This window comes from Nonomuraea sp. NPDC049141 (genome assembly GCF_040648415.1).
GTDB lineage: Bacteria > Actinomycetota > Actinomycetes > Streptosporangiales > Streptosporangiaceae > Nonomuraea.
On sequence record NZ_JBEZDR010000004.1, the window covers coordinates 128,378 to 147,967 of the forward strand.

The 19,590-nt window shown below is 70.7% G+C and carries 19 protein-coding genes and 1 riboswitch; of the genes, 10 read left to right on the forward strand and 9 right to left on the reverse strand.

Features of this window, described 5'->3' with window-relative positions:
- The first annotated feature begins 71 nt into the window (after positions 1-71).
- Genes AB0B91_RS12880 through alc form a run of 3 tightly spaced genes read left to right on the forward strand, consistent with a single transcriptional unit; the run spans position 72 to position 3,548 of the window.
- The gene (locus AB0B91_RS12880) at positions 72-1,253 is read left to right on the forward strand and encodes a glycerate kinase (RefSeq protein WP_358318462.1); all 1,182 of its coding nucleotides are present in this window, start codon (positions 72-74) and stop codon (positions 1,251-1,253) included.
- A gap of 39 nt (positions 1,254-1,292) precedes the next feature.
- The gene (gene allB / locus AB0B91_RS12885) at positions 1,293-2,603 is read left to right on the forward strand and encodes an allantoinase AllB (RefSeq protein WP_358318463.1); all 1,311 of its coding nucleotides are present in this window, start codon (positions 1,293-1,295) and stop codon (positions 2,601-2,603) included.
- Positions 2,604-3,548: an allantoicase gene (gene alc, locus AB0B91_RS12890; RefSeq protein ID WP_358318464.1), complete on the forward strand. Its 945-nt coding sequence runs from the start codon at positions 2,604-2,606 to the stop codon at positions 3,546-3,548.
- A 13-nt stretch (positions 3,549-3,561) separates the two neighbouring features.
- On the opposite strand, the gene pknB is transcribed toward alc, so the two are convergent.
- The 4 genes from pknB to AB0B91_RS12910 all read right to left on the reverse strand — a co-directional run bounded on the left by pknB (position 3,562) and on the right by AB0B91_RS12910 (position 8,217).
- Positions 3,562-5,484 (reverse strand): Stk1 family PASTA domain-containing Ser/Thr kinase, encoded by a 1,923-nt coding sequence (gene pknB / locus AB0B91_RS12895; RefSeq protein WP_358318465.1) that lies wholly within the window; start codon positions 5,482-5,484, stop codon positions 3,562-3,564.
- A gap of 396 nt (positions 5,485-5,880) precedes the next feature.
- Positions 5,881-6,588 carry a thiazole synthase gene (locus AB0B91_RS12900; protein WP_358319169.1) on the reverse strand — a complete coding sequence of 236 codons (708 nt, stop codon included), beginning with the start codon at positions 6,586-6,588 and terminating at the stop codon, positions 5,881-5,883.
- 40 nt (positions 6,589-6,628) lie between these two features.
- Positions 6,629-6,829 (reverse strand): sulfur carrier protein ThiS, encoded by a 201-nt coding sequence (gene thiS / locus AB0B91_RS12905; RefSeq protein ID WP_358318466.1) that lies wholly within the window; start codon positions 6,827-6,829, stop codon positions 6,629-6,631.
- Positions 6,826-8,217 (reverse strand): FAD-dependent oxidoreductase, encoded by a 1,392-nt coding sequence (locus AB0B91_RS12910; protein WP_358318467.1) that lies wholly within the window; start codon positions 8,215-8,217, stop codon positions 6,826-6,828. Before AB0B91_RS12910 ends, thiS begins: the two co-directional genes overlap by 4 nt.
- Positions 8,207-8,324, reverse strand: a riboswitch (TPP riboswitch). It overlaps the preceding gene by 11 nt.
- Positions 8,325-8,382: 58 nt before the next feature.
- On the opposite strand from AB0B91_RS12910, the gene AB0B91_RS12915 reads away from it, so the two are divergent.
- Genes AB0B91_RS12915 through thiE form a run of 3 tightly spaced genes read left to right on the forward strand, consistent with a single transcriptional unit; the run spans position 8,383 to position 10,564 of the window.
- Positions 8,383-9,546: an FAD-dependent oxidoreductase gene (locus AB0B91_RS12915; RefSeq protein ID WP_358318468.1), complete on the forward strand. Its 1,164-nt coding sequence runs from the start codon at positions 8,383-8,385 to the stop codon at positions 9,544-9,546.
- Positions 9,547-9,576: 30 nt separating this feature from the next.
- A complete protein-coding gene (locus tag AB0B91_RS12920; RefSeq protein ID WP_214637754.1) occupies positions 9,577-9,951 on the forward strand; it encodes an Rv2175c family DNA-binding protein in 375 nt (124 codons plus the stop codon).
- Complete coding sequence (gene thiE, locus AB0B91_RS12925; protein WP_358318469.1) at positions 9,929-10,564, forward strand: thiamine phosphate synthase; 636 nt, start codon at positions 9,929-9,931, stop codon at positions 10,562-10,564. Before AB0B91_RS12920 ends, thiE begins: the two co-directional genes overlap by 23 nt.
- Positions 10,565-10,663: 99 nt before the next feature.
- Here thiE and AB0B91_RS12930 read toward each other — a convergent pair whose 3' ends face one another.
- Positions 10,664-11,731 carry a polyprenyl synthetase family protein gene (locus tag AB0B91_RS12930; RefSeq protein ID WP_358318470.1) on the reverse strand — a complete coding sequence of 356 codons (1,068 nt, stop codon included), beginning with the start codon at positions 11,729-11,731 and terminating at the stop codon, positions 10,664-10,666.
- A 73-nt stretch (positions 11,732-11,804) separates the two neighbouring features.
- Here AB0B91_RS12930 and metF point away from each other — a divergent pair, with 73 nt between their 5' ends.
- Both metF and AB0B91_RS12940 read left to right on the forward strand, forming a co-directional pair.
- On the forward strand, positions 11,805-12,728 hold the full coding sequence (metF, locus tag AB0B91_RS12935; RefSeq protein WP_358318471.1) for a methylenetetrahydrofolate reductase [NAD(P)H]: 924 nt from the start codon (positions 11,805-11,807) through the stop codon (positions 12,726-12,728).
- Between the two features lie 220 nt (positions 12,729-12,948).
- Positions 12,949-13,719 carry a hypothetical protein gene (locus tag AB0B91_RS12940; protein ID WP_358318472.1) on the forward strand — a complete coding sequence of 257 codons (771 nt, stop codon included), beginning with the start codon at positions 12,949-12,951 and terminating at the stop codon, positions 13,717-13,719.
- A gap of 3 nt (positions 13,720-13,722) precedes the next feature.
- Here the strand turns inward: AB0B91_RS12940 and AB0B91_RS12945 are convergent, their stop codons facing one another.
- The 4 genes from AB0B91_RS12945 to AB0B91_RS12960 all read right to left on the reverse strand — a co-directional run bounded on the left by AB0B91_RS12945 (position 13,723) and on the right by AB0B91_RS12960 (position 16,231).
- Positions 13,723-14,166, reverse strand: a complete 444-nt coding sequence (locus AB0B91_RS12945) for a hypothetical protein (RefSeq protein WP_358318473.1) — start codon at positions 14,164-14,166, stop codon at positions 13,723-13,725.
- 147 nt (positions 14,167-14,313) lie between these two features.
- Positions 14,314-14,805 (reverse strand): hypothetical protein, encoded by a 492-nt coding sequence (locus AB0B91_RS12950; RefSeq protein ID WP_358318474.1) that lies wholly within the window; start codon positions 14,803-14,805, stop codon positions 14,314-14,316.
- Between the two features lie 231 nt (positions 14,806-15,036).
- On the reverse strand, positions 15,037-15,744 hold the full coding sequence (locus tag AB0B91_RS12955; RefSeq protein WP_358318475.1) for a GNAT family N-acetyltransferase: 708 nt from the start codon (positions 15,742-15,744) through the stop codon (positions 15,037-15,039).
- A 10-nt stretch (positions 15,745-15,754) separates the two neighbouring features.
- On the reverse strand, positions 15,755-16,231 hold the full coding sequence (locus AB0B91_RS12960) for a YbaK/EbsC family protein (protein ID WP_358318476.1): 477 nt from the start codon (positions 16,229-16,231) through the stop codon (positions 15,755-15,757).
- Between the two features lie 98 nt (positions 16,232-16,329).
- On the opposite strand from AB0B91_RS12960, the gene AB0B91_RS12965 reads away from it, so the two are divergent.
- Both AB0B91_RS12965 and AB0B91_RS12970 read left to right on the forward strand, forming a co-directional pair.
- Positions 16,330-17,175 carry a L,D-transpeptidase family protein gene (locus AB0B91_RS12965; protein WP_358318477.1) on the forward strand — a complete coding sequence of 282 codons (846 nt, stop codon included), beginning with the start codon at positions 16,330-16,332 and terminating at the stop codon, positions 17,173-17,175.
- A 147-nt stretch (positions 17,176-17,322) separates the two neighbouring features.
- Positions 17,323-19,365, forward strand: a complete 2,043-nt coding sequence (locus tag AB0B91_RS12970; RefSeq protein WP_358318478.1) for a hypothetical protein — start codon at positions 17,323-17,325, stop codon at positions 19,363-19,365.
- Positions 19,366-19,590 lie beyond the last annotated feature (225 nt).

Below are 19,590 nucleotides of genomic sequence, written 5' to 3' on the forward strand. Positions count from 1 at the left end.
ACGATCGCGCCGGACGCCAGTTCGAGTCGCCGCCTACCGGGATGTGATGATGAATCGTCCCGTCTCCACGGATGCGGGACCGTTCGCCGTTCGTCACCGTTTGGGAGTTCGTAGTGGTTGAGCATGTGCTCGTTGCCCCTGACAAGTTCAAGGGGTCGCTGACCGCCGCCGAGGTGGCGGCCCACGTGTCGGCGGGGCTCGGCGTCCCGACGGTCGAGCTGCCCGTCGCCGACGGGGGCGACGGCACCGTGGACGCCGTCGTGGCCTGCGGCTTCACCCGGGTCTCCCGCCAGGTCACCGGGCCGACCGGCGAGCCGGTCCAGGCCTCGTACGCGCGGCGTGGGGACACGGCCGTCGTCGAGCTCGCCGAGGCGTCCGGGCTGCGCCGCCTCCCCGGCGGCCACGAACCGCTCACCGCCACGAGCTACGGCACCGGCGAACTCGTCGCCGACGCGATCCGCCAGGGCGCCAAGCGCGTCGTCCTGGGCCTGGGCGGCAGCGCCTGCACCGACGGGGGCGCGGGCATGGCGCAGGCGCTCGGTGCCCGCTTCCTCGACGCTCAGGGCGACGAGCTGGAGTACGGCGGAGCGGCCCTGAGCAGGCTCGACCGCATCGACATCACCAGTTTCACGGATATGTCGGGCGTCGAGGTGGTGGTGGCCAGCGACGTCGACAACCCGCTCCTCGGCCCGCACGGCGCCGCGGCCGTCTACGGTCCCCAGAAGGGGGCGACGCTGGAGGACGTGCCGGTCCTGGAGCGCGCGCTCTCCCGCCTCGCCGCCGTTGCCACGCGGACGCACGGGCTCGCGGGCGCCGTCGAGCACGACGACGTGCCCCGCCCGATGGGCGTCGCCGGGGCGCCCGGCGCGGGGGCCGCGGGCGGCGTGGGGTTCGCCGCGCTGGCGTTCTTGCACGCGGAGGTTCAGCCGGGCATCGACTACCTCCTCGACCTGCTCGGGTTCGGGGAGCACGTCAAGGGTGCCCGTCTGGTGGTCACCGGTGAGGGCTCGCTGGACGAGCAGTCGCTGCGGGGCAAGGCCCCCATCGGCGTCGCCCAGGCGGCCGCCCGGGCGGGGGTGCCCGTGGTCGCCGTCTGTGGCCGCCGTACCCTGTCCGACGCCGAGCTCCAGGCGGCGGGCATCGAGGCCGCCTACGCGCTCACCGACCTGGAACCCGACCCGGTCCGCTGCATGGCCGACGCCGGCGCGCTCCTCGAACGCCTGGCCGCCAAGCTCGCCGCCGACCGCCTGTGACCGCTGTGGGCCAGGGGCTTTGACCAGGAAGGGGCGAACATGACCGGCTACGACCTCGTGGTCCGATCGCGCAGGACCGTCACCCCCGACGGAGAGCGGGCCGCTTCGGTGGCCGTTCGCGACGGCCGGATCGTCGCGATCGGCGCGTACGGCGACGCGCTCGGGGCGGCCGAGGACATCGACCTGCGCGATCTCGCGCTGCTGCCCGGCCTGGTCGACACCCACGTGCACGTCAACGAACCGGGCCGCACCCACTGGGAGGGGTTCGCCTCGGCGACCAGGGCGGCCGCGGCGGGCGGGGTCACCACGATCGTGGACATGCCGCTCAACTCGCTCCCGCCCACCGTCACGGTGGACGCGCTCGACGCCAAGCTGCGCGCCGCCGCCGGGCAGTGCCACGTGGACGTCGGCTTCTGGGGCGGGGCGATCCCGGGCAACCTCAAGGACCTGCGCCCGCTGCACGACCGTGGTGTCCACGGCTTCAAGTGCTTCCTGTCGCCGTCGGGCGTGGAGGAGTTCCCGCCGTTGAGTCCCTCGGAGGTACGGTCGGCGCTCACGGAGCTCGCCGGGTTCGACGGCCTCATGGTCGTGCACGCCGAAGACCCGGCGCTGCTCGCCGAGCCGACGGGTCCGACCTACCGGGAGTTCGTGGACTCCCGGCCGGGCGCTGCCGAGCGCAGCGCGGTCGAGCAGGTGATCCGGCTGGCCAGGGAGACCGGCGCCAGGGTGCACATCCTGCACGTCTCCAGCGCCGACTGCCTGGAGCCGCTGGCGGCCGCCCAGGCCGAAGGGGTGCGCGTCACGGCCGAGACCTGTCCCCACTACCTGACGCTGGCCGCCGAACAGGTGCCCGAGGGCGACACCGCCTACAAGTGCTGCCCGCCGATCCGCTCCGCCGCCAATCGTGACCGGCTCTGGGACGGGCTGGCGAGCGGCGTGCTGAGCTGCGTGGTCTCCGACCACTCGCCCTCTCCGGCGGATCTCAAGGTGCCCTCGTTCGCGGCGGCCTGGGGCGGCATCGCCTCGCTCCAGCTCGGCCTGCCGGCCGTGTGGACGGAGGCGTCGCGTCGGGGGCACGGGCTGGCGGACGTGGTGCGCTGGATGTCCACCCAACCAGCGGCAATGGCCCATATTTCCCGAAAAGGCGCGATAAAGGTGGGCAATGATGCCGATCTGGTGGCTTTTGATCCCACCGGGGTCAACGCGGTCGACGCGGCCCGGCTGCACCACAAGAACCCGGTGACCCCGTACCACGGCCACCTCCTCAAGGGCGCCGTCCTCACCACCTGGCTCCGCGGCCGGCCCGCCGACGGCGTACCGCACGGAGCCTTCCTGTTGGGAGAGCAGTAGATGCCCCGCTTCACCGCGCTGCCCGACCTCGCGCTCCGTACCCTCGGCGGGTCGGTCGTCGCCGCCAGCGACGAGTCGTTCGCCGAGAAGGAGAGCCTGATCCGGCCGGGACGGCCCGGCTTCCAGGCGGAGACGTTCGGCAACAAGGGCCAGGTCTACGACGGCTGGGAGACCCGCCGCCGTCGCGAGCCCGGTCACGACTGGGCGATCGTCCGGCTCGGCCTGCCGGGTGTCGTGCGCGGCGTGGTGATCGACACGGCCTGGTTCAAGGGCAACTACCCGCCCCACGCGTCGGTCGAGGCCGTGGCCGTGGACGGCTACCCGTCGCCCGCCGAGCTCGCCGACGCCCCGTGGGTGGAGATCGTGCCGAGAAACGACCTCAAAGGCGACACCGAGCACCCTTTCGAGGTGACCGACGAATCCCGTTATACGCACGTCCGGCTGAACATGTACCCCGACGGCGGCATCGCGCGGCTGCGCGTGCACGGTGAGGTCCGGCCGGATCTGTCCCTGTACGACGGGCTCAGCCTCGACCTGGCCGCCCTGGCGAACGGGGGCCGCGTCATCGCCTGCTCCAACGAGTTCTACTCGGCCCCCGACAACGTCCTCGCCCCCGGGCTGGCCCGCCACCAGGCGGAGGGCTGGGAGACCGCGCGGCGGCGCGAGGAGGGGAACGAGTGGCTGGTCATCCGGCTCGCCGCCCGGGGCGTCATCCGGCTCGCCGAGATCGACACCACGAACCTGCTGTTCAACGCGCCCGGGTGGGTGTCACTGACCGGGTACGACGGTGACCGTGAGGTCGGGCTGCTGGCCAGGACGCGGTTGCAGCCCGACACCCCGCACCGGTTCCGGCTGGAGGGCGACGAGCCGGTCACACGGGTGCGCGTCGACATCTACCCCGACGGCGGGCTGGCGAGGGTCCGGCTCCACGGCAACCTCGCCTGACCGGCCGCCGAGGTCACTGCCAGAGGACGACCGTCGCGCCGGGCGGGCGCTCGCTGTTGCCCGCCGGGCGCTGGAACCGGACGACTCCATCCTTCGTGAGCTTGCGGACCTGCACCTTGAAGCCGAGCCCCTGTAACTCGTTGCGGGCGTCGTTGGTGTTCTTCCCCACCACCGACGGGACGAGCTGGAACTCCTGGTCGTCACGCGCCTCGTTGTCGCCCTTGAACCATTCCCAGAAGTCGGTCTGGCACCGGGCCACCGTGATCATGGCCTGTGCGCCCTTGTCGACCTCGGACTTGGCCTTCGGCGCCTGCGCGATCACCGTGCACGGCTCGGCGTCGTCATCAACCTCGTTGACCTGCACCCCGAAGCCCTGGGTGGTGAGGTAGTTGGCCGCCTCGTCCTTGGGCATGCCGGAGACGTCGGGCATCACCAGCCCCGCGCTGACGTAGATGTTGACCTTCGAGCCTTCCTTGACCTTCTCGCCCACCTCGGGGGAGGTGCGGATCACCTTGCCGCGCTCGACCCCCTGATTGGCCAGCCGGCTGACGCGATTGACGTCGAGCCCGGCCTTGGCGACCGCGGTGCGGGCCTCGGGCTCGGACATGCCCTCGACGTTGGGCACCAGCACCCGCTTCGGCCCCAGCGAGGGCACTAGCGTGAGGACCGAGCCGCGCTTGAGCTCGACGTTCCGTCCCGGGTCGGTGCGGAGGACGAGGCCCTCGGCGATCTTCTCGTCGTTCTCGCCAGCGGCCGTCTTCACCTTGAAGCCACTGGTGGTGGCGGCCTTCTGGGCGACCGCCAGGTCCGTGCCGACCAGGTCGGGCACCGGTACGTACGTGGCCTGCGAGAAGTACCAGCCCGTCAACGCCACCGCCACCACCATGACGACGGCGAGCACGACCAGGAACCAGTTGGGCCGGAAACCGGCGCGCCGCGCGGGCACCTCCTCGCGCGGCTGGATCAACGTGTGGTTCGGCGCCGCCTGCGGCATCTGGAGCGGCGCGGTGCCGGGTCTGGAACCCGGCGCAGAGTACGGCATCGAGTGCGCCTGGGACGTCCGCGTGTGCGCCGGCGGCGTCGTCATACGGGGCAGCATGCGGTGCGCGTCCACGGCCGCCACCAGCATCGCGGTCGCGTCGGCGGGACGGTCGTCGGGAGAGCGCGCCGTGGCGTGCGTCACCAGCGTGTCGATCAGCGGCGGCACCTCCGGCACCACCGACGACGGCGGCGGCACGGTGTCATGGACGTGCCGGTAGGCCACCGACATCGGCGTCTCGCCGTCGTAGGGCTGCTGGCCGGTCACCAGCTCGAACAGCATGATGCCCGCCGCGTAGACGTCGCTCCGCACGTCGGCGCCGCCCGTCATGACCTGCTCGGGCGACATGTAGCCGATCGTGCCGATCATCACGCCGGTACGGGTCTGGTTGGTGGCCTCGATCGCCCGCGCCAGGCCGAAGTCCACCACCTTGACCCGGCCGTCGTCGGTGAGCAGCACGTTCTCGGGCTTGACGTCGCGGTGCACCATCCCGGCCTGATGGGCCGCGCCCAATGCCGCGAGCACCGGTATCATGATCTCCAGCGCTTCGCGGGCGGGCAGCCTGCCCCGGTCGCGCAGGGTGTCGCGGAGCGTCTTGCCAGGGACGTACTCCATCGACAGATAGACCACGTCGGTGTCGGTGCCCTGGTCGAAGACGTGCACCACGTTGGGGTGGGAGAGGCTGGCCACAGACTTGGCCTCGCCGATGAATCGCCGCACGAACGCCGGGTCCTCGGCGAGCGAGCGATGCATGACCTTCAGCGCGACCGTGCGGTCAAGCCGGACGTCTAGCGCCAGGTAGACGGTCGCCATACCGCCCCGCGCGATCCGGGACTCGATGCGATAGCGCCCATCGAGCAGCCGGCCGACCAGGGGGTCCGCAGTCGTCGTGTCCACCCCGCTGAGTTTACGGGCGTTTTGCCACTGGCAAGGCCTGACCATCCGAAACCGATGCCGAGCCGTGCTCGTTGGAATGCCCCCATTTTCCGCTTAATCGGACATAAGCCACCGACGTCCCGCCACTCCCACGAGGGTATCGGGCTGCGGGGGGTTGGGGTCTGGGGGATCTGCAGGCCTGCTGTCTGCCGGCCCGGGGCCTGCTGGACTGGGGTCTGCTGGCCGGGGGTCCGCAGGCGTGCTGTGCGCGGGCGCTGCTGGGCGCTCGAGCACCACCCCATCCGGACGGAAGACCGTGGCCCGGCCGGACACCGTCGAGTGCCGGTCTGGTGCCGCGCCCGTCGGCGGCCGCGCCAAGGTGCGGGTGCAGGCCGCGCGGAAGGGCGCGGACCGGGGCTACGGGCCCGTCGGGGAGGAGGCCTCCGCGTAGCGGCGGCGGGGGATGCGGCCCGCCTGGCGGGCGAGCCGGCCCGCCTGGACCGCCGCTCTCATGGCCGTCGCCATCAGTTCCGGCCGCTGTGCCCTGGTGACGGCCGTGGCCAGGAGTACGGCGTCGCAGCCCAGCTCCATGGCCAGGGCGGCGTCGCTGGCCGTACCGATGCCCGCGTCGAGGATCACCGGCACCGAGGCCGCCTCCACGATGAGCTCGATGTTGTGCGGGTTGCGGATGCCGAGGCCCGAGCCGATCGGCGCGCCGAGCGGCATCACCGCCGCACACCCGGCCAGCTCCAGGCGGCGCGCCAGCGCCGGGTCGTCCCCGATGTACGGCAGCACCACGAACCCGTCGGCCACCAGCCGTTCCGCCGCGTCGAACGTCTCGATCGGATCCGGCAGCAGCGTCCGCTCGTCGGCGATGACTTCGAGCTTGACCCAGTTCGTGCCGAGCGCCTCCCTGGCCAGCCGGGCGGTCAGCACGGCGTCGCCGGCGGTGAAGCAGCCGGCGGTGTTGGGGAGGACCTTGATGCCGCGCTCGCGCAGTACGTCGAGCACCGAGCCGGGCGCACCGGGGTCGAGCCGCCGCATGGCGACGGTCGTCAGCTCGGTGCCGGACGCGACCAGCGCGTGGTCGAGCACCTCCAGCGACGGCGCGCCGCCGGTGCCCATGATGAGCCGGGAGGAGAACTTCTCCCCGGCGATCAGCAGATCATCCACCTTGCACCGCCGTCAGAACCTCCACGCGGTCGCGGTCGCCGAGCGCCGTCGTCTCCCAGGCGCTCCGCGTCACCACCTCGTCGTTCACGGCCACGGCCACGCCGGTCGTGGCCGCCGTCAGCGTGAGTACGGCCTGCGCCACAGTGGTGCCGTCGGGCACCTCATGCGCGGCCCCGTTGATGGTCACATTCATGAAATATCCCGATACCTCAATGGCGAGCACAGCTCCGCCATCTCGCCCTCCTCGCCCAGCACAATGGCCGCCGTGAGCGGGGCCAGCAGCACCCCGCCCCGGTGATGCCCGGTGGCCAGCACCAGCCCCGGTGTGCCGCTGGGCCCGATGAGCGGAACGTTGTCCGGCGTGCCCGGCCGCAACCCCGCCTCCACGTCGGCCACCTCCAACTCGGTGACGCCCGGCACCAGCTCGCGGGCGTCCCGCAGCAGCTCGTACAGCCCGCCCGCCGTCACTCTCGTGTCGAACCCCAGCTCCTCCTGCGTCGCCCCGACCACCAACTCGCCATCACCCCTCGGCACCAGATAGACGGAGGCCCCGTGCACCGTCCCGCGCACGCATCTGCCGAGCAGCGGCTGGGGGGAGCGCAGCCGCATGATCTGCCCCTTGACCGGTCGCACCGGAACATCGACCAACCCGGCACTCCACGCCCCGGCCGCCAGAACGACCCGCTCGCCCCGGATCTCGTCGGGCACGTTCGCCTGGGTGGGGTCGCTCGCGGGTATGGCGTCCTCGCCGACCGGAGGCGCAGGCCGCACGGGGTCCTCGCCCGAGAGCTGGTGGGCATGAGGCGTGCGTCGTGCCGGGTCCTGAGCGGGTGGCCCGTCCGGGGCCGGCGACCGGTCCAGGGTGAGCGGCCTGTCCGGGGCGGGCGACGGGTCCGCGGGTGTGAGGCGTACACCTACGACCTTGTCGCCGTCGCGGAGCAGTTCGCTCACGCGAGCCCGTACGAGCGGGACGCCCAGGCGATCGAGGGCGGCCAGGAGCGCGGTGGTGACGCGGCGCGGGTCCACCCACGCGTCACCCCGGGCCAGCAGCCCGCCACGGACGGAGGGCGCCAGCATGGGCTCCAGCCGGCGGCACTCGCGCCCGGTCAGCCGTTCGACCGGTAGCCCCAACTTCTCCATGAACGCGGCCAGTTCCCCGAGCGCCGCCAGATCGTCGGTCCCGAACGCCACAGCGAGCGTCCCATCGACCCGGAAGTCCAGCCCGGCCCGCGCCGCGTCGCTGAGCCCCCTCATAGCCTCGTCAGACGCCCCAGGCCCGCTGGGCTCACTTCCGTCAGCCTCAAGCCCCGTACCAGCGCCAAAGCCCGTACCAGCCTCAAGGCCGGCGTCGGCGGCGAGTTCGGAGGCGAAGGACGGCCAGCGGCGCAGGCTGGCGAGGCCCAGCCGGAGCAGTGGTTCCTCTGTGTAGGTGACCTCACTCACCGGGGCCAGCATGCCTGCCGCCGCGTGCGAGGCCCCCGAGGCCGGAGCCGGGTCGACCACGGTGACCGGCCGTCCGGAGCGGGCCAGGCGCCAGGCGATGGACAGCCCGACGATCCCGCCGCCTACGACGATGTCCACATCCGCTCCCTTCGCCGGCATGATCCGGATCAGGTGTCTTGCGGTCGAAGGCCCGGTGCAGCCTTCCTCTCAGCCCGGTAAACGGCCGGACTCCCGCGCGTCTTACGCCCCCAGCCTACGGCCTCGGCGCGACGATCCGGCACGGCCCCCGTTATGGTCTTGAACGTGAATCATGTCGTGGTGGCAGGCGCCGGACTGGCGGGCGTACGTAGTGTCGAGGCGCTCCGCGCGAGAGGGTTCGACGGCAGGATCACCCTCATCGGGCAGGAACGGCACCGGCCCTACGATCGCCCGCCCCTGTCGAAGGCGGTGCTGTCCGGCAGCAGTGACTCCAGCTTCGTCGACGCCGACCTCGCGGTGCTGGAGGTGGACTTCTGGCCGGGCGTCTCGGCCAAATCGCTGCGGCCTGGCGTCGTCGAGACCTCCGAGGGCGAGCTCGGCTATGACGGTCTGGTCATCGCCACCGGAGCCGAGCCGATCACGCTGCCCGGCGACGGCCAGCAGCACGTGCTGCGCACCCTGGACGACGCTCTGGAACTGCGCGCCCGGCTCGTCAAGGGCGCCCGCGTGGTGATCATCGGCGCCGGCTGGATCGGCGCCGAGGTCGCCACCGCCGCCCGCCGGGCCGGCTGCGCGGTGACCGTGATCGAGGCCGGCCCCACCCCGCTCGCCCAGGCGGTCGGGCCCGAGATCGGTGCCCGCACCCAGGGCTGGTACGAGGACATCGACCTGCGGCTCGACACCCTGGTCGGCTCCGTGGACGAGGGCGGCGTCACGCTGGCCGACGGCCGCTTCATCGAGGCGCACGTCGTCGTCACCGGCGTCGGGGTGCGCCCGACCGTCGGCTGGCTGGCGGGCTCCGGCATCGACCTGGACAACGGCGTCGTCACCGACGAGCACATGCGCACCTCCCTGCCGAACGTCGTGGCGGTGGGCGACTGCGCCGCCTGGTGGTCGCGCCGTTTCGAGACCCGGCTCAGGGTCGAGCACTGGGACGCCGCGCTCAACTCACCCGAGGTGGCCGCCGTCTCGCTGCTGGGCGGGGATTCGGTGTACGACCCGGTGCCCTATTTCTGGTCCGAGCAATTCGGCCACATGGTCCAGTACGCGGGCCACCACCCGGCCGGAGACCGCCTCCTCTATCGGGGCGAGCTCGAAGGCAAATGGTCGGCCTGCTGGCTCAATTCGGACGACACCCTGGCCGCGGTACTCGCCGTGGATCGGCCACGGGATCTCGTACAGGGCCGCAGAATCATCGAAGGCGGCCACCGCGTCGACGCCGAACGCCTGGTAGATCCCGACGTCTCCCTACGGGATTGTGTTGTTTGAGCAAGCACGGCATGTGGTAGTTGTGGTTTCGTGACGCTTTCTGTTGCGCAGATCGACCGGGAGACCGACCAACTCGTCGCCGAGTGGCTCACTCTCCCCGAAGTGGCCGCGCGCCTCGACCTCTCACTGGGGCGGGCCAAGCAACTCCTCAAGGACCGCAAGCTGCTGGGTGTACGCCGGGGTGGTGGCGGGCCACAAGTGCCCGCGGTGTTCCTTGACGGAAAGGACGTGATGAAGGGCCTGCCTGGCACCCTCTCGGTGCTGCGGGACTCCGGTTACGACGATGTCGAGTCGCTCCGGTGGCTCTTCACCCCCGACGACTCCCTACCTGGCTCGCCTGTCGACGCCATCAGGGCCGGTCGTCATACCGAGGTCAAGCGGCGTGCCCAAGCCCTCGCTTTCTGACGCCCGCCTCTACCTCTGCACAGACGGCCGCCGCGAACGCGGTGATCTGGCGGACTTCCTCGACGCGGTGCTGGCCGCCGGCGTGGACATCGTCCAGCTGCGGGAGAAGGGGCTTGAGGCGCGCGAAGAGCTCGCGCTCCTCGAGGTCTTCCGCGACGCCTGCGACCGGCACGGCAGGCTGCTGGCGGTCAACGACCGGGCCGACATCGCCTACGCCGCCCGGCCCGACGTGCTCCACCTGGGGCAGGACGATCTTCCGGTGAAGGTCGCGCGAGAGATACTCGGCGACGACGTCTTCATCGGACGGTCCACCCACTCCACCGCCGAGGCGTCCGCCGCGGCCGTGGAGGAGGGCGTCGACTACTTCTGCTGCGGTCCTGTCTGGCCCACGCCGACCAAGCCGGGCCGCCACGCGCCGGGGCCGTCGCTGCTCCGGCACGCGGCGTCGCTGGGTGGCGGGCGGCCGTGGTTCGGGATCGGCGGGATCGACCTTGCCAATCTCGACCAGGTCAGGTCGTACGGGGTCGAACGGGTCGTGGTGGTACGCGCCATCACGGACGCCGACGATCCGGGCGCCGCGGCAGCGGAGTTCGCCAAGCGCCTGGCCGGCTGACGGGCGCGGCGCCTGGCCCCTGCGATACGTCGTGCGTACGGTGCGTCGTGCGTGCCGTGTGGTGCGTTGGACGGTGCGTCGTGCGTGCGGTCGCCGGGTTCAGGTGGTGCGTGAGGTGGCGGCCACCGCCAGGCTCGACAGGGCCGCGCGGGCCTCCGGCGTGATGGGCGCCTTGCCGAGGAACGTCAGTGCCTCGGCGAGGTAGTCGCCGATCATGTCCTCACACGCCCGCAGCGCCCCCGTGCCCTCGATGATGCCCCGCAGCACGCTCACCCCGTGCTCGTCGAGCCCAGGGTCGCCGAGCAGGGCTCGCACGGTCTCGGCGTCGCCGGGCGAGGCCGCGGCCAGCGTCCTGGCGACCAGCATCGTCCGCTTGCCCTCGCGCAGGTCGTCGCCCGCCGGTTTGCCGGTCTGCGCCGGATCTCCGAACACGCCCAGGATGTCGTCGCGCAGCTGGAACGCGATGCCCACGCGCCGGCCGTACTCCATGCAGAGCTCGTCCATCCACGGCGCCAGCCCGCCGGCGGCGAGCACCAGGCCGAGGCGGAGCGGTTGTTCGACGGAGTATTTGCCGCTCTTGTAGAGGGCGACGCGCAGGGCGGACTCGAAGGTGTTCTCGCCGTGCGCCTGCTCCAGCAGGTCGAGGTATTGGCCGCACATCAGCTCGGTACGCATGTGGTCGTGCACCGGCTGCGCCGCCGCGAGTGACTCGGGCGGCAGGCCGCTGCTGCGCCACATCTCGCCGGACCAGATCAGCAGCAGGTTGCCCAGCAGGATCGCCGCGCCCTCGCCGAACTGCTCCGCCGAGCCGTGCCAGGCCGACTTCTCGTGGATGGCCTGGAAGCGGCGGTGCGCGGACGGCATGCCCCTGCGCAGGTCGCTCTTGTCCATCACGTCGTCGTGCACCAGGGCGCTGGCCTGGAGGAGCTCCAGGGACGCGGCGGCGGTGAAGATCTCGGGCACGTCGGTGCCGCCCGCGCCACGCCAGCCCCAGTAGCAGAAGGCCGGGCGCAGCCGCTTGCCGCCGGACAACAGGTCGTCGGCGGCCGCGCGGAGCGGTTCGAGTTCGGTGTCGCCGGGAGCGGGCAGCTGCCGTTCGACGAACTTCCGCAGCGCGGCGTCCACCTCGGTACGCAGGGCGTCCAGGCTCGCGGCGTCAGTGGTCATAGCACTGAGACTAGTGGCCAGGCAGTGGCGGCGGATCTCCAGGGACGGGGCATGTGGCGGTAGCCTGGTCCACATGGCGCTTGGTCGACCCTCCATCCTGCCCGATCGTGTCCCCACCGTCCGCGAGCTTCTCGCCTCCGGTGCACGGTCGTTCTCCTTCGAGTTCTTCCCGCCGAAGACCGACGAGGGGGAGCGGCAGCTGTGGCGGGCGATCAGGGAGCTGGAGTCGCTGCGGCCGACGTTCGTGTCCGTGACGTACGGCGCGGGCGGCTCCAGCCGTGACCGCACGGTGGACATCGTCGAACGGCTGGCCCACGACACCACACTCACTCCTGTGGCGCATTTCACCGCCGTCAACCACTCGATCCGCGAGCTGCGCCACCTGATCGGCCGCTTCGCGGACGCGGGCGTGCGCAACATCCTCGCCGTACGGGGCGACCCTCCGGGCGACCCGACGGGGGAGTGGGTCCAGCATCCCGAGGGCGTCCTCTACGCCGAGGAGCTCGTGCGGCTGATCCGGCAGGTGGGCGACTTCTGCGTGGGCGTGGCGGCGTTCCCGTACAAACACCCGCGCTCGCCGTCGATCGAGTCCGACACCGACTTCTTCGTCCGCAAGTGCCGGGCGGGGGCCGACTACGCGATCACCCAGATGTTCTTCCAGGCGGACGACTATCTGCGGCTGCGCGACCGGGTGGCGGCGCAGGGCTGCGACACGCCGATCATCCCCTGCATCATGCCGGTCACGCAGATGAGCACGATCGCCAGGTCGGAGCAGCTGTCGGGGGCGCCGTTCCCGGCGGAGCTGGCGGCCCGCTTCGAGGAGGTGGCCGACGACCCGGCGGCCGTGCGGCGGCTGGGGATCGACCACGGGGTGGAGCTCTGCCAGCGGCTGCTCAATGAGGGCGCGCCGGGCATCCACTTCATCACCTTCAACCGGTCGAGCGCGACGCGCGAGGTGTTCGAGCGGCTGTCCGTGGTGGAGGCGCTGTCCGCGTGATGCTCGTTCACATGAAAAGCAGTTTTCTGTACGGCTGAGCCCGGTGGGCCCCAACCGCCGACCGGGGCTGGGGCCTGTCCAGGGGAACGGTTACGGGGTTCCCCGGCTTGCCGCCGTGACGTGCGTGTCGTTGGCCGTCTACGTACATGCCGGACGCGGCGGGGATGTCGGGGCCGGCGTCTAGAGTGGCGCCCACCTTGACGCGTCGATCGGAGCCGTGATGACCGCCACACCCCGGGATGCCTGGGACGACATCCTGGCCCGCGCCTTCGCTGTCCTGCTCGGCAAGCCGGTGGACGAGCACGACCCGAGCGCCTCCTACGGCGTCTACTACTGCTGCGACGATCTATCGTTCGAGCTGTTCAAGAAGGGGTTCGACATCGGCCCGCTGGCCCGGGGAGAGCTCGTCCGGGCGCCGTTTCCCACCATTCCGGTTCTGGGCAAGCTGCTGGAGGGTTGGGACCTGATCGCGCCTCACTGGACCATCGACCTGGGCCGCTCGCTCTTCTATGGCGAGGACTCCGGGCACGGCATCGACGGCCTGGAGGACGGGCTACCGGGTGCGGAGCTGGGGCGGATCCTCGTCGAGCGCGGCATGAAACCGGCGGACCTGAAACAGGCCTACATGACGGTCATGTTCCGCGCGCACACCGACGGCTCAGTGATGGACGCGATGCGGGCCGCCACCGGCACCCTGCGCGGCCCCGGCCACCTCTTCCCGCTGGAGCCGGCGTACGGGGTGGATCCCCGCTGGGACGGCCCGCTGTCCTCCATCGCCCATCCTGGGCTGAGCGAGCATCTGCGGCACCTGTGCCGAGACGAGGACACCGCCCGTGCCGACGGCGCGTTCTATTTCGGGTCCGATGCCGACGCTCTTCCCTATCCGGTGGTCGCGGGATGGCGTTTCGGGGAGGGGCAAGCCTGGTCGGCGGTGGTTCAGCTGCCAGGCAGCGGCGGGCCGCCGACGGCGTCCCGCCAACCGTCGTACTAGGGCTCAGTCGATCCGCTGGCAGATCTCCACCGGAAGCTGAGGAGACCACGTCTTGGTGGCCTCGTCGTACGCGCGGGCGTAGCCGTTCTTGAACCCGGAGCAGGGAGCGGCGATCGTCGTCTCCACATAGATGGCCCCGCCGGGGGTGATGGGGTGCGGCCGGGCGATCTCCCACCTGGCGAACGCCACCCGGCCGGTGGTGAACTTGACGGCCAGGTAGACCCGGCGGTTGACGGTGAAATTGCCGCCGGCGACCTTGAGATGGCCGTTGAAGGTGTAAGTGAACAGGAAGGGCTGGGCCTGCCGGAGACCCTTGAAGGTCGCGCTGGTGATGCCCGCGGTGGATGTGGTCGACGCGTTCGCGGCGGCGCTGAGGGCCGGGACGCCCAGGGCGAGGAGGCCGGCGGTGGCGGTGACTCCGAGCAGGCTGCGGATGGTGCGGTTCATCGGGATCTCCTATGTGATGGCGTGAACCGTGCGGGCCCGTTGAAGGCTTGCGTCACCATTGATGCGCAGGTCGCCTGTAACGTGCTTACAGCGGGCTTACGTCCGCATGCAGACCGCTGTCGGTTGCCTGAACGTGAACGCTCCGGCCTAGTTGAAGTACTGCCAGATGCTGAACCTGCGCACGTAGAGGGGGATGGCGTCCCGGCCGAGCACCCGGGTCCGGCTGATGCGGGTCTTCTTGTTCATCGTGACCTTGACGCACTTCAGGAGCGCCTTGTGCCACCCCGGCAGGGCGTAGTAGGAGATGGACACGCCGCGGTGCCCCAGGCCCCGGTCGGAGAATCCCATCCCCACCTCCCGGTAGATACGTCTCGACCCCTTCAACTGGAACGCGGTGGAGCCGATGATCGCGTGATTGGCCTTCTTGGGGCAGTGCACGAATATCCGGACATGGCTGGCCTGGCGCGGGTTCCAAGGGAGGATACGGAGCCACGGGACCTTCTTCAGCGCCTTGGGAATGTGGTTCTTGCCGCCTTTCGTATCTCCCGATGTAGCGGCAAGCGTGGTGACCTGCTCGGCCGGGGCGCCTGGGCTCACCATGAGGGTGGCGGCCAGTCCGATCTGTGCGACGAGACGCATGTGTTCCTCCTGCCGGACGCCCGGGCGGCGGCATGCTCGCCGAGTGGCGTGTCACGGGTGTCGGTGAAGGGGGAGGTGCTCGGGATGACCCGGACGATGGCCACGAGTATCCCGCCTGACCAGCCTGATCAGCTCAATTATGGCGATCGTGTCGCGGACGGGAGGGGAGCCGCGCTGGTACGTTCCGCTGTTCTTGGACGGTCGGCCTGGCGCGCATGCCACGCGGGCCGATCAGGTCAGCGGGAGGCGTCTGCCCAAGATCGCGTACTGCTCGTAACCGCCAGGGAAGAGGAACGGGCTCAGCAGGTCGGTGAAGCCCATGCTGGCGTACAGGTGGCGGGCCATGGTGGGGCGGTCGTGCGTGGACAGGACCGCCGAACGCTCGGGGCGGCCCGCGCACAGGGTGGTGATCATGGCCCGGCCGATGCCCTTGCCCTGGTAGTCGGGGTGCATGTGGATCTCGGCCAGTTCGAAGGCGTTGCCCAGCCAGGCTTCGGCGGCCTCCCTGCCCGCACGGCTCTCCAGCGCGCGGAACACGACGTCGTGCCACCACTGACCCGGGGCGCCCCGGAAGCCGTAGGCGAAGCCGACGATCTTCGGGCTGGACGCGCCGCCGGGGTGTCGCGTTCCAGCGGCGCCCCGCGTGGTGTTCGGCTCCGTGGCGATCAGGCTGCTCGGTGAGGCGCCCGGCATCGAGGCCGTGAACCACCGCCTGCGCTCACTCAGCGTCGGAACCTCGGCCAAGTCCGGAGTCTCCGGGCCCCCGCGCAATTCAGCGAAGTAGCACTGGAAGTAGGGATATGTGCCGTGATTTCGCATGATGGCCTTGCGGCCGGTGATCTGGTCCGTGGGCGGGCGCATGGCGGCGGTATAGATGTCGATCACCGTGTCCAGACGTTCGGTGAACTCCGCCTGGCCCGCCCCGCGAAACTCGATCACGCGTCGCACACTACTCGACGTCGACGGGGGTACCACCGGTGATACGCACCAGCTCATCGAATGTGGTGGGAAAGACAGTGAGCGGGTGCCCGCCCGCCGCCCACACGACCTCGTGCTTGTCCAGCCAGTTGTCCACGAGGGTCCGCACCGGGGCAGGATGCCCCACGGGCGCGACGCCGCCGATCGGCTGGCCCGTCGCGGCCCTGACGAACTCCGGTGTCGCCCGCCGTACCTTCTGGACCCCCGCCGTACGGGCGATCAACTCGACGTCGACGCGGTGCGCACCGCTGGTCAGCACGAGGAGCGGCGCGCCGTCGGCGTCGAAGATGAGGCTGTTGGCGATGGCGCCGACCTCGCAGCCGACCTGCGCGGCGGCGGTGGCCGCAGTGGGCGCCTTTTCCGGCAAGACGATGATTTCTCCCTTGGCGTCCAGCGCGCGGAGGGCGGTTTCCACCAGAACGGCGTTAGCCGGCAACTTCTCAGACATGGGCACACTCTAAACAGATTGACCATTGCATTACCTGGACATGGTGGTGGTGTAGGGTCCTTTGATTCGAATGTTCATGGTATGAGAGGTGGTACGGGGTGGGGGACCGACGGCTGCCCGGCGTGGCTGCTCTCTTGACGACTGGTGCGGTACTCCTGACGGGGTGCGGCACGTCCGCGACCCAGGTGCGGCTGGCCGCCGCGCCCGCCATCACGTCCATCACGACAACACCCACCGCGGCCACGCCCGCTGCGGCAACACCCAGTGCGACGCCTCCAGTGGCGGCCGCCACGGCGGGACCAAGTGCCGTCGCCGCGCCGAAGAAGCAGCTCAAGCTGGGTGCCAAGGGCGAAGCGGTCATGTGGCTGCAGAACCGGCTCAAGGGGCTCGGTTACCGCCCGGGCAAGGCCGACGGTCGCTACGGCGGTTCGACGCTGACGGCCGTGTGGGCGTTCCAGAAGGTCAACGGCATCAGGCCGACCAGCACGATCGCCAAGCGCACGTGGACCGCGCTGGAGAACCCCAGGACCCCCAAGATCCTGGTAAAGAACGGCCAGCCGACCCGCGCCGAGGTCAACCTAACCAAGCAGATCATGGTCCTGTACGTCGGCGGCCAGGTGAAGCTGATCACCCACATCTCCTCCGGCAGCGGCGTCCCCTACTGCGAGACGGCGACGTGGCAGGGCAAGAAGCAGCGCTTCTGCGGCTCGGCCAGCACGCCCACAGGCGACTTCAAGACCACGTGGCGCGCGAAGGGCTGGCACCGGTCGTACCTGGGCCAGCTGTACAACCCGATCTTCTTCAACGGCGGCATCGCGTTCCACGGCGCGCTGTCGGTGCCGCTGTACCCGGCGTCTCACGGGTGCGTGCGGATGCCGATGAACGTGGCGGTCGAGCTGCCCGGCCTGCTCGGCAAGGGCGTACCGGTGCACGTGCGACGCTAGCCTCGCCGGTGATGGGTCCGTGCGCTTCGGGAGATTCTCGTCCCGGAGTTCGCGGACCTTTCGGCGTGACCCGCGGAACTCGGTTGCCACTCCGCTTGTTACTTTGACTCGCTCCCACGGTGCGACCAGGGCTGTCACCATGGACGCATGTCAGGGCGCGGGCTTCTGGGGATCCTCGTCACAGCGGCTCTCGTAGCCGCGTCCGTCGTCCTCGGGGTGCTCGGCACCGCGTGGGACAAGCCCATGAACGCCGTGGTATTCGTCGTCACCTTCGTGGCGGCCGTGGTCTCGGCTCTGTACACCGTGCGCTCCTACCGCGTGGCCAAGGCCGGTTCCCCACTCACACTCGCCCAGGTGGCCGACGCGCTGGCCGGTATCGTGCGCGCCCAGTGGCGGCTGGAGGCCGAGCACTGGTCGGTCGGCGAGCCGCTGCATCCGTCCTACCACCCGGTTGCCGAACTGAGCGGCTCGTGGACCGGCCTGGTGAAGGCGGCGGCTGAGGCCTCCTCGCGCCACTGGGGCAGAGGCTTCGCCGACCTGGCCGGCGACGCGGGTGACATCGCGCGCGTCTTCTCCCGGGTGCCCACCGGCAAGCTGGTGATCTTAGGCAGGGGCGGGTCGGGCAAGACCGTGCTGGCCGTTCATCTCGTGCAGAGTCTGCTGACCCGCAGGCGGCCGGGCGGGCCGCTGCCGGTGCTGCTGTCGGTGGCCTCGTGGGATCCTGAGGCCCTTGACTGCGCCGACTGGGCCGTCCGCCGGCTTGAGCTCACCTACGCGGGCCTGCGCGCCCCCGTCGCCGATGGTGGGCCGAGCAGGGCCAAAGCGCTACTCGACGCGGGGCTGCTGGTGCTCGTGCTGGACGGCCTCGACGAGATCCCCGCCGCAGCCATAGGTGTGGCGGTCGACCGGGTGAACAGGCTCGGGCCCGGCCAGCCGTACGTGGTCACCTGCCGGAGCGCCGACTACCGGGCCATGACCTCGGCGCAGGCAGGCGCCGTACGCCTGCACGGCTGCGCCGTCGTGGAGATGGCCGACGTGGACCCAGCCGTGGCGGCCGAATACCTGACCCAGACCACGGGCGACCCGGCACGCTGGGACCGAGTCACAGACACGCTGCTGTCCAGTCGGCACACCCCGCTGACTGAGGCACTGTGTACGCCGATCATGGTGTCTCTGGCCCGCGAGTACTACAACCCGCCCAGGACGACCAGCCGCGATGCTCCGCCACCTGACCCAGCCAGGTTGCTTGGCTTCTCCAGTCCAGCCGAGATCGAGAACCACCTTCTGGACAGTTACCTCACCGCCGCCTATCGCAGCCACGGGCGTGCTTCAGGGGTGCGGCGCGGCCATCATTGGGATCCGGTCAGCGCCGAGCGCACACTGCGCTGGCTGGCCGGTTACCTGGCCGGGCGCCAGAGCAACGACCTGGCCTGGTGGCGGCTCTACCGCATCGTGCCGGGCTTGACCGCCATCGACAAGCTCGTTATCGCCGCCTCGATCACCGCGGCGGTCACGCCGATCACCGGCAGCCTCTGGTACGGCCTGGCGTGCGGCGCCGTCGGGCTGGTGGCGGGTGGGCTGATATTCGGCACTGAACGGGCGTTGGCCGACGGTGAGCCGCGTCGCCTCGGGCTCCAGCGGCCCACGGTCGCGCAGTGCATGAGCACGATCGTGTTCGCCGTGCCCGTGACGCTGCTGTTCTGGGCGCTGGCCGACCTAGGGACCGCGCTGGTCCTGGGTGTGTGCGTGGCCCTGGGCGGTCCGGTCACCAACACACTCAGCCTCAACGGCGGCGCCGCGATCGACGTGGTAACGCCGCGCAGGGCGCTGCGTGACGACCGGCGGGCCGCCTTTGTCCACGCCGTGGAAGCCGGCGGGTTGAGCGCGGTGGTGGGCTGGGCCATCATGCGGTCGTTTCCCGAGATCGGCGGCGCGGCGGGCGCGGCCACTATGGGGCTCGCCCTCGGGCTCACCGGCTGGTTCGGCAGCGCGGCGGGTCGCTTCGCTCAGACCAGACTGTGGCTGTACCGTCACGGGCTGCCGCTACGGCTCATGAAGTTTCTCGACGACGCCCACGACCGCGGGGTACTGCGCCGGTTCGGCCCGTTTTACCAGTTCAGGCACGCGCTGCTGCGCGACCGGCTGGCGGATCTGCCCGGCGAGAACGCGGGCCGTACCTCGACGGCGTGATCAGAGGGGTCAGCCTGTGCGGCGAGGCGCCCGCGATTGACGAATTCCCTGGACGCCGTCCTTCGCGGGTATCTCCACCCACACCACCTGCCGGCCCGAGCCCTCATCCCGTACGCCCCACCGGGCCGCGAACGCCTCGACCAACCACAACCCGCGCCCGCCGCAGTCACCGACCTCGGCTTCTCGCACCTGACGAGCTCGCTGATCACCAGCCGCACATCGTCG

Excerpts from the sequence above, each read along its gene's own strand:
- AB0B91_RS12880 (WP_358318462.1), top strand. The coding sequence starts at position 72 with ATGCGGGACCGTTCGCCGTTCGTCACCGTTTGGGAGTTCGTAGTGGTT.
- allB (WP_358318463.1), top strand. The coding sequence starts at position 1,293 with ATGACCGGCTACGACCTCGTGGTCCGATCGCGCAGGACCGTCACCCCC.
- alc (WP_358318464.1), top strand. The coding sequence starts at position 2,604 with ATGCCCCGCTTCACCGCGCTGCCCGACCTCGCGCTCCGTACCCTCGGC.
- AB0B91_RS12900 (WP_358319169.1), bottom strand. The coding sequence starts at position 6,588 with ATGGGCACCGGCGGCGCGCCGTCGCTGGAGGTGCTCGACCACGCGCTG.
- thiS (WP_358318466.1), bottom strand. The coding sequence starts at position 6,829 with ATGAATGTGACCATCAACGGGGCCGCGCATGAGGTGCCCGACGGCACC.
- AB0B91_RS12930 (WP_358318470.1), bottom strand. The coding sequence starts at position 11,731 with ATGACCACTGACGCCGCGAGCCTGGACGCCCTGCGTACCGAGGTGGAC.
- metF (WP_358318471.1), top strand. The coding sequence starts at position 11,805 with ATGGCGCTTGGTCGACCCTCCATCCTGCCCGATCGTGTCCCCACCGTC.
- AB0B91_RS12940 (WP_358318472.1), top strand. The coding sequence starts at position 12,949 with ATGACCGCCACACCCCGGGATGCCTGGGACGACATCCTGGCCCGCGCC.
- AB0B91_RS12945 (WP_358318473.1), bottom strand. The coding sequence starts at position 14,166 with ATGAACCGCACCATCCGCAGCCTGCTCGGAGTCACCGCCACCGCCGGC.
- AB0B91_RS12950 (WP_358318474.1), bottom strand. The coding sequence starts at position 14,805 with ATGCGTCTCGTCGCACAGATCGGACTGGCCGCCACCCTCATGGTGAGC.
- AB0B91_RS12960 (WP_358318476.1), bottom strand. The coding sequence starts at position 16,231 with ATGTCTGAGAAGTTGCCGGCTAACGCCGTTCTGGTGGAAACCGCCCTC.
- AB0B91_RS12970 (WP_358318478.1), top strand. The coding sequence starts at position 17,323 with ATGTCAGGGCGCGGGCTTCTGGGGATCCTCGTCACAGCGGCTCTCGTA.